General features: G+C 69.2%; 14 protein-coding genes. 8 read left to right on the top strand and 6 right to left on the bottom strand.

Annotation, left to right across the window (positions count from 1 at the left end):
- Positions 1-22: 22 nt before the first annotated feature.
- Positions 23-622: an FMN-binding negative transcriptional regulator gene (locus CSX12_RS02150; RefSeq protein ID WP_124894691.1), complete on the bottom strand. Its 600-nt coding sequence runs from the start codon at positions 620-622 to the stop codon at positions 23-25.
- The gene (locus tag CSX12_RS02155) at positions 622-1545 is read right to left on the bottom strand and encodes a DMT family transporter (RefSeq protein ID WP_241160543.1); all 924 of its coding nucleotides are present in this window, start codon (positions 1543-1545) and stop codon (positions 622-624) included. The genes CSX12_RS02150 and CSX12_RS02155 overlap by 1 nt, the downstream gene beginning before the upstream one ends.
- Before the next feature lie 22 nt (positions 1546-1567).
- Between CSX12_RS02155 and CSX12_RS02160 the strand changes: the two genes are divergently transcribed.
- Positions 1568-2974 carry a PLP-dependent aminotransferase family protein gene (locus CSX12_RS02160; RefSeq protein WP_124894693.1) on the top strand — a complete coding sequence of 469 codons (1407 nt, stop codon included), beginning with the start codon at positions 1568-1570 and terminating at the stop codon, positions 2972-2974.
- Between the two features lie 96 nt (positions 2975-3070).
- On the opposite strand, the gene CSX12_RS02165 is transcribed toward CSX12_RS02160, so the two are convergent.
- A complete protein-coding gene (locus CSX12_RS02165; protein WP_241160544.1) occupies positions 3071-5191 on the bottom strand; it encodes an APC family permease in 2121 nt (706 codons plus the stop codon).
- Between the two features lie 82 nt (positions 5192-5273).
- Between CSX12_RS02165 and CSX12_RS02170 the strand changes: the two genes are divergently transcribed.
- Positions 5274-6347: a VanZ family protein gene (locus CSX12_RS02170; RefSeq protein WP_124894694.1), complete on the top strand. Its 1074-nt coding sequence runs from the start codon at positions 5274-5276 to the stop codon at positions 6345-6347.
- Between the two features lie 72 nt (positions 6348-6419).
- Entirely contained in the window at positions 6420-7151 is a 732-nt protein-coding gene (locus CSX12_RS02175) for a GTP pyrophosphokinase family protein (RefSeq protein ID WP_124894695.1), read from the top strand.
- Between the two features lie 48 nt (positions 7152-7199).
- Here the strand turns inward: CSX12_RS02175 and CSX12_RS02180 are convergent, their stop codons facing one another.
- Positions 7200-7991 carry an SDR family oxidoreductase gene (locus CSX12_RS02180; protein WP_124894696.1) on the bottom strand — a complete coding sequence of 264 codons (792 nt, stop codon included), beginning with the start codon at positions 7989-7991 and terminating at the stop codon, positions 7200-7202.
- A gap of 89 nt (positions 7992-8080) precedes the next feature.
- Between CSX12_RS02180 and CSX12_RS02185 the strand changes: the two genes are divergently transcribed.
- Positions 8081-8584, top strand: a complete 504-nt coding sequence (locus CSX12_RS02185) for a MarR family transcriptional regulator (RefSeq protein WP_124894697.1) — start codon at positions 8081-8083, stop codon at positions 8582-8584.
- 123 nt (positions 8585-8707) lie between these two features.
- On the opposite strand, the gene CSX12_RS02190 is transcribed toward CSX12_RS02185, so the two are convergent.
- On the bottom strand, positions 8708-9922 hold the full coding sequence (locus CSX12_RS02190) for an amidohydrolase (RefSeq protein WP_124894698.1): 1215 nt from the start codon (positions 9920-9922) through the stop codon (positions 8708-8710).
- Positions 9923-9942: 20 nt separating this feature from the next.
- On the bottom strand, positions 9943-10587 hold the full coding sequence (locus tag CSX12_RS02195) for a TetR/AcrR family transcriptional regulator (protein ID WP_017204228.1): 645 nt from the start codon (positions 10585-10587) through the stop codon (positions 9943-9945).
- Between the two features lie 157 nt (positions 10588-10744).
- Here CSX12_RS02195 and CSX12_RS02200 point away from each other — a divergent pair, with 157 nt between their 5' ends.
- From CSX12_RS02200 to CSX12_RS02215, 4 genes are all read left to right on the top strand, one after another.
- Positions 10745-12415: an ABC transporter substrate-binding protein gene (locus tag CSX12_RS02200; protein WP_017204229.1), complete on the top strand. Its 1671-nt coding sequence runs from the start codon at positions 10745-10747 to the stop codon at positions 12413-12415.
- Between the two features lie 285 nt (positions 12416-12700).
- Positions 12701-13525 carry an ABC transporter ATP-binding protein gene (locus tag CSX12_RS02205; protein ID WP_017204230.1) on the top strand — a complete coding sequence of 275 codons (825 nt, stop codon included), beginning with the start codon at positions 12701-12703 and terminating at the stop codon, positions 13523-13525.
- The gene (locus CSX12_RS02210) at positions 13522-14328 is read left to right on the top strand and encodes an ATP-binding cassette domain-containing protein (RefSeq protein WP_124894699.1); all 807 of its coding nucleotides are present in this window, start codon (positions 13522-13524) and stop codon (positions 14326-14328) included. Before CSX12_RS02205 ends, CSX12_RS02210 begins: the two co-directional genes overlap by 4 nt.
- Complete coding sequence (locus tag CSX12_RS02215) at positions 14325-15413, top strand: ABC transporter permease (RefSeq protein WP_017204232.1); 1089 nt, start codon at positions 14325-14327, stop codon at positions 15411-15413. The genes CSX12_RS02210 and CSX12_RS02215 overlap by 4 nt, the downstream gene beginning before the upstream one ends.

Raw genomic sequence — 15413 nt, forward strand, 5'->3', positions numbered from 1 at the left:
CCCGGGAACGGGTGGGGCCGGGTCAGGGGGCGACCCGGCGCATCTCCTGCGCGAGAGCAGCGTTCGTGTCGTCGAAGCGCGTGATGATGTTCTCGCGCACCCCGGGGGACTTGTTCTGGCTGAGCTTGGCGCGCGCATCGAATCGGTCGACGCGCAGGCGCAGACCGACGGTGCCCTTCGCGGCGCGGCGGGTGCCCGGCTCGTCCTCGGACAGGTGTCGGCCGTGCTCCCTGCCGTCCTCGAAGTGGTCGGTGAGCCGGGTGAGCATGGCGTAGTTCTCCTCCTCGCTCAGGATCTCCGGCGTGCCGTACAGGTGCGCGGTGACGTGGTTCCACGTCGGCACCAGGTCGCCCGGCGCGTACAGGCTCGGGGACACGTAGTCGTGCGGACCCTGGATGATCACGAGCAGCTCGTGGCGGCCGAGCTCGTGGAGCTGCTCGTCCGGTCGCCCGAAGTGGCTCGCGATCACGATGTCGTCCGCATCCTCCACGAGCAGGACCGGGTAGTGCGAGGCGACCAGGCCCCCGCTCGCCGGCGAGACGAAGGTCGCCCACGGATTGCCGCGGATTAGGCGCTTGACCTCGTCGGGGTCGGTCATCAGATACCGGGGTGTGTGGCGCATCAGGATTCCTCAGTTCGGTGGTCGTTCGATCGGCGGGGGGTCAGGCGGGTGCGGACGGCCAGCGCGGCGCACGCGATGACGGCGAACCCGCCCACCGCCGTGGCCCAGCCGACCGGCTCCTGCAGCAGGAGGGCGGCCCAGGCGATGGTCATCACGGGCTGGACGAGCTGGATCTGACTCACCTGCGCCATCGGTCCGATCGCGAGGCCGCGGTACCAGGCGAAGAAACCGAGGTACATGCTCACGGCGGAGAGGTACGCGAACGCGAGCCATGGCACAGGCGTCGCGATCGGCGGCTCTGCGACCGCCGATGCCACGGCCAGCGGCGTCATCACGGGCAGGGCGACCAGGAGTGCCCAGGAGATGGTCTGCCACGATCCGAGTTCGCGGGCGAGCAGGCCGCCTTCCGCGTAGCCGATCGCCGCGGCGATGACGGCGCCGAACAGCAGCAGGTCGGCGGCGGTGAGCGCACCCAGTCCGCCGTTCTGCAGGGCGGCGAAGACGACAGCCGCGACCGCACCGAGGCCCGCGAACACCCAGAACGCTCGGGCGGGGCGCTCGCGCGTTCGAAGCACGACGGCGACCGCTGTCGCGGCCGGAAGGAGGCCGATCACGACGGCGCCGTGACGGGCGGGCGCGGTGGTCATCGCGAAGGAGGTCAGCAGTGGGAACCCCGCGACGACTCCGCCGGCCACGACCACGAGTCGGGGCCACTGCGCTCCGGTGGGGATGCGTTGCCGAGCCGCGGCGAGGGCGATGGCCGCGAGGAGTGCCGCGACGACGGCGCGGCCCGAGCCGATGAACAGCGGGGAGAGATCGCCCGCGGCGACGCGTGTGAGCGGGAGGGTGAAGGAGAACGCGGCGACGCCGAGCGCCCCCCACCACAGTCCCGCGCGCGGCGATAGCACTGTCGATCGCGACACGATAACGCTACTGTTGGCTTCCATGAGTCAGGATAGCAGTGCCCGGATCGTCGAGGGGGTCCGCGCGTGGATCGCCTCCGCCTCCCCGGGCGCGAGGGTCCCGTCGAACCGCGCGCTGGCGGCGGAGTACGGCGCGAGTCCCGTCACCGTGCAGAAGGCGATGCGGCAGCTCGTCCGGCTCGGCCTGGTCGAATCGCGTCCGGGTGCCGGGACCTTCGTGCGCGCCGTCCCCGCCGCCCGTTCCGTCGACTACGGCTGGCAGACGGCGGCCCTCGGCACGCCACCCTCGGGCCTCGGGGGCCTCTCCTCGACACAGCGCACGGTGGCCCCCGACGCGATCGGCCTGCACTCCGGTTATCCCGCGGCAGACCTCCTCCCCGAGCGACTCGTACGGCAGGCGCTCGTGCGGGCGGCGCGGTCCGATGCGGCGCTGACCCGCTCTCCCGCGGCGGGTCTCCCCGAGCTGCAGGCCTGGTTCGCGGGCGAGCTCGCGTCATCCGCCCCGCCCGGAGTCGTTCCCGCCTCGACGCGAGACGCCCTCATCATCTCGGGCAGCCAGAGCGGACTGAGCTCGATCTTCCGGGCGATCGTCGGTGTCGGACAACCGCTGCTGATCGAGTCGCCGAGCTATTGGGGTGCGATGCTCGCCGCGGCCCAGGCGGGGGTCGTGCTGGTGCCGATCCCGTCGGGTCCGGACGGGCCCGATCCGGACGACGTCGAACGGGCGTTCGCGCAGACCGGCGCGAGGGCGTTCTACGCGCAGCCCACGTTCGCCAATCCGACGGGGGCGCAGTGGCCGATCGCGACGGGGCAGGCCGTGCTCGAGGCCGTCCGTCGTCACGGCGCCTTCCTGATCGAGGACGATTGGGCGCACGACCTCGGGATCGACACCGAGCCGCGCCCCGTCGCCGCCTCCGACGACGACGGACACGTGGTCTACCTGCGCTCGCTGACCAAGAGCGCGTCTCCGGCTCTGCGCGTCGCGGCGGTGATCGCACGCGGACCGGCCCGCGACCGGATCCTCGCCGACCGGGCAGCCGAGTCGATGTACGTCAGTGGGCTGCTGCAGGCCGCGGCGCTCGACGTGGTGACCCAGCCGGCGTGGCGCACGCACCTGCGGGGGTTCCGCGAGCACCTGCGCGTGCGTCGCGACCTGCTGATCTCGAGCCTCGCCGCGCACGCACCCTCCGCGCGGGTGGAGAGCGTGCCGGTGGGCGGGCTGAACCTCTGGGTGCGACTGCCCGACGGAGCGGACGTCGGGCAGGTGGTGCGCGAGTGCGAAGTGCGGGGGCTGATCATCGCGCCCGGGTCCGAGTGGTTCCCCGCGGAGCCCTCCGGGTCGTACGTGCGACTCAACTACGCGAACGCGGATCCTGCCCGCTTCCCCGAGGCCGCCGACATCCTCGGCGCGGTGCTCGCCGGATCCTGACCCCCGCCCGCCTGGCCCCGCCTCACGGGAGCAGGAGGAACGGGGCAGACGAAAGCGGGTGGGTGACAGGTCGGGAGCAGAGCGCGACCGCGCGGCTCAGGCCTCGGGGGTGCCGTCCTGCGGCGGGCCGGCGGGCCGATGCGCGCGCCGTCCCGAGACCACCACCGGGCGACCGGCACGCTCCTGACCCGGCAGCGGGCGGGAGCGGCGGCCGTAGATGAGCTCCGACGAGTCGAGCAGCCACGGCACGAGTGTGATGGAGACGCCGTGCACGAGCATCAGCTGGTTCGCCAGCCGGCGGGCGCGACGGTTGTGCAGGAACGTCTCCCACCAGTGGCCGACGATGTACTGCGGCAGATAGACGGTCACGACGGACGAGCCGTGCTTCTCGCGGTACTGCTTGATGAACTGGGTGATGGGCTGCGCGAAAGACCGGTACGGCGACTCGACGATCACGAGCGGGATCGGCACCAGGTGGTCGGCCCAGTCCTTCTGCAGCGCGGCCGCGTCGTCGGAGGCCACGGCCACGTGCACCGCGAGGGTCTTCCCGTGCTTGGCCGCGATCGCGTAGTCGATGGCCTTGATCACCGGCTTCTGCAGCCGGTTGACGAGGACGATGGCCAGGTCGCCGGTCGCCCCGAACCGGGTGGTGTCGTCGATCGCGATCTCGTGCTCGACGTCGCGGTAGTACCTCTTCACCCCCATCATCAGGAACGCGAGGATCGGGATGGCGAAGAACACCAGGTAGGCGCCGTGCGTGAACTTCGTGATCGTCACGATCAGGAGCACCAGCACGGTCAGGGTCGCGCCGGCCGAGTTGATCACGAGTCCGACCTTCGCGGAACGGCGGTCGGAGGCGGATGCTCCGTCGATCCCCGAACCGGTCGTGCTCTCCCTCGGACCGCGCAGCACGCGCCGCCAGTGGCGCACCATGCCGATCTGGCCGAGCGAGAACGACACGAAGACGCCGATGATGTACAGCTGGATCAGGGTCGTCAGCTTCGCCTGGAACACCACGAGCACCGCGATCGCGGCGATCCCGAGCAGGATCATGCCGTTCGAGAACACGAGACGGTCGCCACGGGTGTTGAGCGACTTGGGGGCGTAGCCGTCGCGGGCGAGGACGGCGCCCAGCAACGGGAAGCCGTTGAACGCGGTGTTCGCGGCGAGCAGCAGCACGCACGCGGTCGCCGCCTGCACGATGAAGAACGGGATGCTTCCGCCGCCGAACGTGGCGGAGGCGATCTGCGCCATCAGGCTCGGCTGCGGGTTGCTGCAGTCGAAGCCGATCAGGTCGCACGGGTTCTCCGCATAGTGCACACCCGTGATCAGCGCCAGGGCGGTGAGCCCGGAGAAGAGGCAGATCGCGATGGTGCCCATCAGCACCAGGGTCGATTGGGCGTTGCGGACCTTCGGGGCGCGGAAGGCCGGCACCCCGTTCGAGACCGCTTCGACACCGGTGAGCGCCGAGCATCCGCTCGAGAAGGCGCGCAGGATCAGCAGGATCACGGCCGCCTGGCTCAGGCTCTCCGCCTGCACCGAGAACTCCGCGCTCGAGGCAACGGGGGCGTCGCCCAGGAAGGTGCGGATCAGGCCGGTCACGATCATGATCCCGACCGAGGCGATGAAGACGTAGGTGGGGATCGCGAACACGAGCGAGGCTTCGCGCACGCCGCGGAGATTCACGATGATGATGAGGATCACGAAGCCGACAGCCAGCTCGACGCGGAACGGGTCGAGCCCCGGAACCGCCGAGATGATGTTGTCCACGCCCGAGGCGACGGACACCGCCACGGTCAGCACGTAGTCGACCAGGAGCGCAGCCGCGACGATCACACCGGGGACCTCGCCCAGGTTCTTCGATGCCACCTCGTAGTCGCCGCCCCCGGAGGGGTACGCCTTGATCAGCTGACGGTAGCTGAGCACCACCACCACCAGCAGCACGACGACGGAGATCGCGACGAGCGGTGTGAACGACAGGAAGGTGAGTCCGCCGATCAGCAGGATCATCACGAGTTCCTGCGGCGCGTAGGCCACAGAGCTCAGCGCATCCGACGCGAAGATCGGCAGGGCCATGCGCTTGGGCAGCAGCTGGTCGTCGACCTGCTGGCTCGTCAGCGGTTCCCCGATGAGGATGCGCTTCGCGCGTGGCGGCGCATCCACGCTCTCCCTGTTTTCGTCTGACACGTCCGGCGACACTACGCCTTGGAGCGGCATCCTCACGCGATCCTCACGGAATCCCTACGGGCGGATCGCCGCTCCTCACGGAATCCTTACGGGGCGTCTACACTGGCACGCTGTGGGGGATCAGGTACTGCTCGCGTTCATCGCGATAGCGATCGGCGTGGCGGTCGGCGTCGTGCTGTTCGTGCCGTTCGTGGCGGTCAGCTACCGTCGCCGCGGGCGCCTCGGACTCGGCCGCACACTCCTGTGGCTCGCGGCCCTCATCTACTTCTGGGCGATCTGGACGTACACGCTCCTTCCGCTGCCCGACCCCGACACGATCCGCTGCGTCGGGGCGATCACCGACCCGATGTCGGTCGTCCGCGACGTGCAGAAGGCGTTCGCGGCGCCGGGCAATCCGCTGCGGCAGCCCGCCCTGCTGCAGCTGGTGTTCAACGTGCTGCTGTTCGTGCCCCTCGGCTTCTTCGTGCGGGTGCTCGCCGGCCGCGGGATCCTCGTGGCGCTCGCCGCGGGGTTCGGGCTGTCGCTCCTGGTGGAGACGACGCAGCTGACCGGAGTGTGGGGCGTCTACCCCTGCGCGTATCGCTTCTTCGACGTGGGCGACCTGATGACGAACACGCTCGGCGCGGTGGTGGGCTGCACGATCGCGCTGGTCGTCCCGCGGTCGATGCGAGGGTCTGAGGCGAAGCCGGATGCGGACCTTCCCCGACCGGTGACGCGCGGCCGTCGGGCGCTCGCGATGCTGTGCGACGGTCTGGCGTACTTCTTCGTGAGCTTCGGTGCCGGCGTCGCCGTGCAGCTCTGGCTCGAGTACGTGGTGCGCGACCGGGAGGCCGTGCTCGACGGTTCCATCGCCGCCGCGGTGGGGACGATCGCGCCGGCCGGCGTCTTCCTGGTGCTGATCCTGTCGACCGGCCGCTCGATCGGTGACATCGCCGTGCAGCTGCGTTACTCGGGTTCGCGTCTTCCGGCACCGTTCGCGCGCCTCCTGCGCTGGGCCGGCGGCATCGGCGGCCTGAGCGCCCTCGCACTCGGCGGCGGCCTGTTCGATCTCGCGTCTTCGCTCCTGATCCTCGTCGCGATCGTGATGCTCTTCACCACCCGCGCGGGCCGTGGACTCCCGGGGGTCCTCTCCGACCAGCACCTCGCCGACGCCCGCACCCCCGCGCGCCCGCACGCCCGCCCCTGAGCCTCGCCCGCCTTCCCGTATCCCGGATGGATCCACAGCGGTTTCCGATCACGAACGCGTAACGTCACGGTCATGACGACTGTTCACGTCACCGAGGCCACGATCAACCAGGCCCGCGAACTGCGCGACGAACTGCAGCGGTTCCTGCGCGAGTACGAGTTCGGGATGCGCGAGGTCGAGACGAAGATCTCGATCCTCCGTGACGAGTTCACGCACGACCACGCGTACAACCCGATCGAGCACGTGAAGAGCCGTCTGAAGTCGCCGGACAGCATCGTCGAGAAGCTCGCCCGGAAGGGCATCGACGAACCGGACTTCGACCGCATCCGCGCCGACATCACCGACATCGCCGGCGTGCGGGTGACCTGCAGCTTCGTCGCCGACGTGTACCGGCTGTTCGATCTGCTCACGGCGCAGGACGATGTCACGGTCCGCACGGTCAAGGACTACATCGCGCAGCCGAAGGCCAACGGCTACAAGAGCCTGCACGCGATCATCGAGGTGCCCGTCTTCCTGTCGACCGGTGCGCTCTCGGTGCCGGTCGAGGTGCAGTTCCGCACGATCGCGATGGACTTCTGGGCGAGCCTGGAGCACAAGATCTACTACAAGTTCTCGAATCAGGTGCCGGCTCATCTCGTCGACAGCCTGTCGGATGCCGCGGATGCCGCCGCGGAGCTCGACAGCCGGATGGAGCGGCTGCACCGCGAGGCGCACGGCGTGCCGCAGCGTCAGCTCGCGCCCCCGCCGCCGCCCGCTCCGCCTGCACCCCCGGTCGCTTCTCCGCCGCGGGTCGTCGGCGTCTAGAGCCCGGCCGCGAGGCGGAGGTCGCCGCGCTCGGACGGGGCGGCGGCGTCACAGGATCGTCGTGAGCGTCCCGCCGTCGGCGCGCAGGGCGGCGCCGTTCGTCGCCGACGATCTCGGGCTCGCCAGGTACAGCGCCAGCTGCGCGATCTCCTCCGGCTCGATGAACCGCTCCAGAAGCGAGGTCGTGTTGCGCGCGGCGATGGCCTGCTTCAGCTCGGATGCGGGCAGCCCCTGTGCCAGAGCGATCTGCTCCACGGCGCGCGCGACGCCCTCCGAGTAGGTGGGGCCGCCGACGATGCTGTTGACCGTGACGCTGGTTCCGCGCGTCGACTTCGACAGTCCGTTCGCAAGGGCGAGCATCGCCGCCTTGGTCGCACCGTAGTGCGTCATGTCCGCGGGGACGTCGATCCCCGACTCGCTCGCGACGAACACGATCCGTCCCCAGCCCCGGGCGAGCATCCCGCCGAGCATGTGGCGGGAGAGGCGGACTCCGCTCATCACGTTCACGTCGAAGTACCGCTGCCACTCCTCGTCGTCGATGTCGGTGAACGGCCGCACGTCGAAGATGCCGACGTTGTTGACCAGGATGTCGATCTCGCCGAGTCGGCCGAGCAGGTGGCGTACCTGCTCGGCGTCGGCGAAGTCGGCAACGATCCCGCTGACGTCCGCATCGGGCCGGAGGGCCCGCAGCTTTTCGGTCGCGGCGCGGAGACGCTGCTCGTCGCGCCCGTTGACGACCACGGCGGCGCCGGCGCGGACGAGCCCGGCAGCGATCGCGTATCCGATCCCTTCGGTCGATCCGCTGACGAACGCCCTCTTGCCGGTGAGTTCGAGTTCCATCTGTGTCTCCTCTGCGTAATGACTTTCCTGAGCAAGTCAGCCTGACTTTCCTGGTCAAGTCAAATCGCGTGAGGCGATACGCTGTGGGGATGACGACGAACGGCGCGATCCCGCCGCTGGCGGGGGAGGAACTCGAGACCTGGTCGGCCATGGCGACGGTGCTCGAGTGGTTGCCTTCAGCGCTCGATGCCCAGCTCCAGCGGGACGCGCAGGTCACCCATTTCGAGTACGGCGTGCTCTATGCGCTCGCCCATGCCGAGGAGGGGCGGCTGCGGATGAGCGTGCTGTCGTCCTACGCGAACAGCACGTTGTCACGGCTGTCCCGTGCGGCTACCCGCTTGGAGGGCAAGGGGTGGATGCGGCGCTCCCCCGACCCGAGCGACGGCCGATTCACGCTCGCGCACATCACCGACAGCGGCCGCGCCAAGGTCGACCAGGCGTCCCCCGGTCACGCGGAACTCGTGCGCGAGCTCGTCCTCGATCGGCTCACGGCGGTGCAGCGCCGACAGCTGCGTGAGATCTCCCGGCGGATCGCCGGTGCCCTCCGCGACGAAGGCGGCTGGCGCCCGCCGGCGTCCTCCGACGAGGGCTGACGCCGCAGTCAGCGGTCGGCCACGGAGATCCGCACTGCCGTCGCCCATTTCCCGACAGAGAGTGCGACATGGACGCGTTTCTCCGACGGGAGCGCGATGCCGGACGCGCGTCCGAACGGCGGCCTAGCCGAGGAACTCGCGGGCGGCGGCCGACATCGCGGTGACGCCGACCTCGATCGTGGGGTGGATCTCCGGAGCGTAGAACGGCGAGTGGTTGGTCGGGATGTCCTGCTCCAGGCGGCCTGCGGAGGCGGCCTCGGCGAAACGCGTCGGGTCGACGCCGCCCCAGAACCAGAACACCAGCGGCGCCCCGGCATCCCGCGCGAACCACGAGACGTCCTCGCTGCCGGTGAACATGCCGGGATCGATCACGGCCGCTTCGCCGAGTGCGCGCTGCAGCGCCGCGGACACCCGTGCCGTCGCCTCGTCGTCGTTGATCGTGGCGGGGAGCGTGTGGTCGGTGCGGATCTCGGGCTCACGCTCCGCACCCGATGCCGTGGCCTCCGCCCGCACGATGCGCTCGACGCTCGTGAGCACCTTCTCGCGTACCTCTTCGTTCGGATAGCGCAGGCTGAGCTCGAGCTTCGCCTCCGCGGGGATGATGTTGTTCTTCAGTCCGGCGTGGATGGATCCGACCGTGACCACGGCGACGCCCTGCGGGTCGATCTCGCGCGAGGCGATGGTCTGCAGGCGCATCACGGTGGCCGCGGCCATCACGACGGGGTCGATCGTGGCGTGGGGGCGCGAGCCGTGCCCGCCGCGGCCGTGCAGGGTGACGGTGAGTCCGTCGGATGCCGCCATCTGCGTCCCGCTGCGCACGCCGATCACGCCGGCGGGGAGCGGGGTCACATGCTGGCCGAGCACGACGTCGGGCTTCGGGTAGCGGTCGAGGATCCCGTCGTCGAGCATCGCGCGCGCCCCGGCGCCGTACTCCTCGGCGGGCTGGATCAGCACGACGAGCGTTCCCGTCCATTCGTCACGCTCGGCGACGAGTCTCTCGACGGCGCCGATCATCGCGGTCACGTGCATGTCGTGTCCGCAGGCGTGCATGACGGGAACGGTCGTCCCCGCGGGGTCGACGCCCTTCGCAGTGCTGGCGTACGCCAGACCCGTCTGCTCCTCGACCGGCAGTGCGTCCATGTCGGCCCGCACCCACACCACCGGGCCGTCGCCGTTGCGCAGGACGCCGACGACACCCGTGACCCCGACGCCCTCTTCGACCTCGAGGCCCAGGTCGCGCAGGTGCTGGGCGGCGATGCCCGCGGTGCGCGTCTCCTGGAACGAGAGTTCCGGATGCTGGTGCAGGTCGATGTAGAGCGCTTCGAGGTCGATCGTCATGGCCCGAGCCTAGCCGGGCGTCAGGTGCGGGAATAGGAGTTCAGGGCGGGGCCTGGATGCAGGACGGCGTTGACGATGGCTTCGATCGCGAACGCGCTGGCGTCGCCGAGTCCGATCACGTCGGGGTGCAGCAGCCACTGCAGCTGGAGTCCGTCCATCACGGCCAGGATCGCCGCTGCCGCCGAGGCGATCGTGTCCGGATCGGAGACGCCCTCCTGAGCACACAGCTCGTGGAACGCGGCCGTGACCTCGCGGCGCAGGGTGGTGTAGCGCTCCTCGAAGAACGGCCGGGACGGGTGGTCGTCAGTGACGGATTCGGCCGACAGCACCGTGTACGCCTGCACGATCCCGGGGCGCTTCTCGTTCGTGAAGGCGGTGCGCACGAGGTGCAGGAACAGTTCCGGTCCCCCGGGGATGTGCTTCTGGGCGAGGCCGGCCACGTCGTCCTGGTCGCGGTAGGCCAGCACCTCCAGCAGCAGCTTCTGCTTCGAGCCGAAGTGATGGAGCACCCCGGCGTGCGTGATGCCGACCTGCTCCGCGACGTCGGCGAGGGTGCCGTTCGTCGAGCCCTTGTTGCCGAAGATCTCGATCGCGGCCTTGAGGATCTGCTCGCGTTTCGCGAGGGTCGCCGGGCGCACGCGCACTGTCTGGTCGCCGTCTGCCACCGCGTCTTCCTCTCCGTCGTCGAGCTGTGGTTGCGAACCAACTTACTACTCGGTAACCTCACCACAGCTTACTTTCTCGACAGTAAGCAAATCACGACCGTCGGCGGGCTCCCGTCCTCCGGCGACGCAGCACAAAGACCCGTGCCAAGGAGAAGCAATGAAGCTCAGGAAGTCTCTGATCGCCGTGACCGCGATCACCGCACTCGGCATCTCGGCCCTCGCCGGATGCTCCGCTGGAGGAGGGGATGACGACTCCGGCAGCGGCGCCGGATCGGCGGCCCTCACCATCGCGAAGCCCGACGGAGCGATCACCACCGAGTCGAACAACCCCTACGTCGGCGACTCGTCCGCCTCGAAGTACGGCTACGGCAAGGTGATCTTCGAAACGCTCGGACTCGTCAACCAGACCGGTGACCGCGGCGTCACGCCCTGGCTCGCCGAGAGCATCGAGTGGAACGACGACTACACCGTCCTCACGGTCGTCCCCCGCAAGGATGTCACCTGGAGCGACGGCGAGCCCTTCACCGCCGACGACATCGTGTACAGCTACGAACTCGTCTCCACGCCGGCGCTGGACACCGCCGGTCTCAAGTTCCAGAGCGCCGAGATCGACGGCGACGCGGTGGTGCTGACCTTCGGCGAGTCGAAGTACGTCAACCAGGCGCGCGTGCTGCATGTGCCGATCGTCCCGAAGCACATCTGGGAGAACCTCGACGACCCCGCCACGAACCCCGTCAAGGGCGACGACCTCGTCGGCACCGGCCCCTACGTGCTGTCGAACTGGTCGACCGAGTCGGTCACCCTCGAGGCGCGCGACGACTACTGGGGCGGCGACCTCGCCGTGCCCGAGCTGCACTACGTCTCCTATGGCGACAACACGGCGCTCACCACCGCTCTCGCGCAGGGCGAGGCCGACTGGGCGCAGGCGTTCATCCCGCAGATCCAGGAGCAGTTCCTCGACGCCGACCCCGAGCACAACAAGTTCTGGGCCGCGCCCACGACGGGCTCGGCCACGCTGTTCATGAACCTGCAGCAGAAGCCGTTCGACGACCCGGCCTTCCGCCAGGCTCTCGCCTGGGTGATCGACCGCGACGCCTACGTCGACATCGCGCGTGAAGGCGCCAGCGAGCCCGTCTGGTCGGTGACCGGACTGTCGTCGATCCTCGAGGACGAGATCCAGCCCGAGTTCCAGGGCGAGGAGTACGAGGTCGACGCCGAGAAGGCGCGCGACCTGCTCGAGACGGCCGGGTACACCTGGAAGGACGACGCGCTGATCGACCCCGACGGCGCTCCCGTCTCCTTCACGCTGTCCGTCCCCTCCGGCTGGAGCGACTGGAACACGGCGCAGGAGCTCATCGCGGAGGACGTGACCGAGTCCATCGGGGCCGAGGTCAAGATCGACATGCCGGACTGGGGCGGATGGGCCGACCCGCGCGACAACGGCACGTTCTCGGCGATCATCCACTGGCTGGAGGACAGCGGCACGGCCTACGGCCTCTACACCTCGACCATGGACCCGCGCTGGATCTCGCCCGAGGGCAAGGCCGGCTTCAACTTCGGCCGCTTCGACGACCCGGTGGCCACCGAAGCGCTGAACACCTACGCCAACGCGTCGTCGGACGAGGAGCGCACCGCCGCCCTCGACACCCTGCAGCAGATCTTCGTCGAGCAGGTGCCGGCGATCCCGCTCGGCGCGCACCCGCTGCTGGGCGAGTTCAACACCCGCAACTACGTGGGGTGGCCGTCGGAGGAGGACCCGTACGCGTCTGCCGACCCGACGCAGCAGAACATCGTGCAGATCCTCACGAAGCTGACCCCGGCCGAGTGAGGGCTTCGACAGGCTCAGCCACCCACGGCGGGGCTTCGACAGGCTCAGCCACCCATCCGGGTTGCTGAGCCTGTCACCCCTGGGTCCCTGAGCCTGTCACCCCCTGGGTCCCTGAGCCTGTCACCCCCTGGGTCCCTGAGCCCGTCGAAGGGCCACCATCCCTGGGTCCCTGAGCCCGTCGAAGGGCCACCATCCCTGGGTCCCTGAGCCCGTCGAAGGGCCACCATCTCTGGGTCCCTGAGCCCGTCGAAGGGCCGAACCCGCGATCCACACCGAGGACACCCCATGCCAGATCCCCTGCTCACCGTGCGCGACTTCTCCGTCGTGTACGACGTCGATCCGCCCGTCGAGGCGGTGAAGAACGTGACCCTCGAACTGCAGCGCGGCGAGATCCTGGGCCTCGCCGGGGAGAGCGGCTGCGGCAAGACCACGCTCGCCTACGGGGTGCAGCGCCTGCTGCGTGCCCCGGCCGTCATCACCGGCGGCAGCGTGACCTTCCACGACGTGACCGGTGTCGACATCGACATCAACGCGCTGGACGTCGACGCGATGCAGCGATTCCGCTGGGACAAGGTGTCGATGGTGTTCCAGGGCGCGATGAACGCCCTGAACCCCGTGGCGACGATCGGCTCGCAGCTGGAGGACGTGTTCGAGATCCACCGCCCCGACATGAACCGCAGGCAGCGGCGTGCCGAGGCGGAGGAGCTGCTCGAGATCGTCAAGGTCGGACGCCAGCGCATCCGCTCCTTCCCGCACGAGCTCTCCGGCGGCATGCGCCAGCGCGTCATGATCGCGATGGCCCTCGCGCTGCGTCCGCAGCTGATGGTCATGGACGAGCCGACGACCGCGCTCGACGTGCTGGTGCAGCGGGAGATCCTCAAGCAGATCTCCCAGCTGCGGCACGAGTTCGGCTTCTCGGTGATCTTCATCACCCACGACCTTCCGCTCCTGCTGGAGATCAGCGACCGGATCGCGATCATGCGCGAGGGAGAGATCATCGAGCTCGATACGGCAGAGCGCATCTGGACGCAGCCCGAGCACGAGTACACGAAGACCCTGCTGTCGTCGTTCCCCCGGCTCACCGGGGAGAGAGGGGTGCTGGTGCGATGACCACCCTCGAATTCCGTCACGTCACGAAGGCGTACAACGTGCGCGGCGCCGGCCAGATCAAAGCTCTCGACGACGTGAGCTTCACGCTGACGTCCGGCCAGACGATCGGCCTGGTCGGACAGTCCGGCAGCGGCAAGTCCACGATCGCGAAGATCCTCACCCAGCTCGAGACCCCGACCAGCGGCGAGGTGCTGCTCGACGGCACGCCGATCCCGCGCCGCGGCAGGGGCCTGCGGACCTACCGCCAGCAACTGCGCATGGTGTTCCAGGACCCGTTCGCCTCGCTCAACCCGTACCACTCGATCCGCTACCACCTGGAGCGGCCCATCCGCCTCGACGATGTGGTGCCCAAGAAGGACACCGAGAACGAGGTGCGTCGGCTCCTCGACCGGGTGCGCCTCGATGCGGACGCGGTGATCGACCGTCGCCCCCACGAGCTGTCGGGCGGCCAGCGGCAACGCGTTGCGATCGCCCGTGCCCTGGCCTCGCGTCCCTCGCTCCTGGTCGCCGACGAGCCGGTGTCGATGCTCGACGTCTCCATCCGGCTCGGCGTGCTGAACCTGCTCGCCGACCTGCAGCGCGAAGAGGGGCTCGGTGTGCTCTACATCACGCACGACCTGGCGACCGCCCGGCACTTCAGCGACGAGATCATGGTCCTCAACCAGGGGCGCGTGGTCGAGTACGGCACTGCCGACGATGTGATCCTCAACCCGCAGGACCCCTACACCCGCGAGCTGCGCGCGGCCTCTCCCGATCCGGAGAAGCACTTCGCCGCGGCGGCATCGAACGGAGGCACGCTGTGAGCACCGCATTCCCCCAGCTCGACGACAACGACCTCGTCGCCCGCGATGCCCTCGAGGTCGGCACCACGGCGACCACGGCAGAGCGCACCAGGCGGCCGGTGCCGTGGCGCTTCTTCGCCGGTCGCGCGGCCTTCTACCTGTTCACGCTGTGGGCGGCGATCACGATCAACTTCTTCCTGCCCCGCCTCATGAAGGGCGACGCGGTCAGCTCCTACCTCGCCCGCAACCGCAACGTGAGTCCCGAGGCGGCTGACGCCCTCCGCATCCTGCTCGGCATCGACACCGACAAGTCCATCTGGCAGCAGTACCTCGAATACTGGGGGATGCTGCTGCGCGGCGACCTCGGCATCTCGACCCTGCACGGGCTGCGGCCCGTCGCCGAGGTGCTCGCCGCCGCCCTGCCCTGGACGCTCGGGCTGGTCGGCATCGCGACCATCATCTCGTTCGCGATCGGCACGCTGCTCGGAGCCGTCGTGGGATGGAAGCGGGGCAGCAGGCTCGACGCGATCATCCCGGTGACGACGTTCTTCAACACGATCCCGTACTTCTGGCTCGGACTCATCGCGATCGCGATCTTCTCCTCGACCCTGAAGTGGTTCCCCTCATCGCATGCCTACGACAAGGGGCAGTCGCCGGAATGGAGTCTCGACTTCATCGGCCAGGTGATCGCGCACGGCACGCTGCCGGCACTGACGATCGTGGTCGCCTCGCTCGGTGGCTGGGTGCTCGGCATGCGCAACATGATGCTGACCGTGCTCGACGACGACTACATCACGGTCGCGCAGGCGAAGGGCATGCCCAACAAGCGGGTGCTCTGGGGCTACGCTGCCCGCAACGCGGTGCTGCCGCAGATCCAGAGCTTCGCGCTGTCGATCGGCTTCATCGTGGGCGGCACCATCGTGATGGAGATGGTCTTCAGCTATCCGGGTGTCGGCAAGCTGCTGCTTGACGCGACCAACGCCAAGGACTTCGCCCTCATGCAGGGTGTGTTCCTCGTGATCACGCTGTCGGTGCTCGTGGCCAACATCCTCGCCGATGTCGTCTACGCCTACCTCGACCCGCGCACGCGCCAGATGGAGTCCTGA

Origin of the sequence: Microbacterium sp. Y-01 (assembly GCF_003856715.1) — a bacterium.
In the GTDB taxonomy this organism is placed as follows: domain Bacteria; phylum Actinomycetota; class Actinomycetes; order Actinomycetales; family Microbacteriaceae; genus Microbacterium; species Microbacterium algeriense.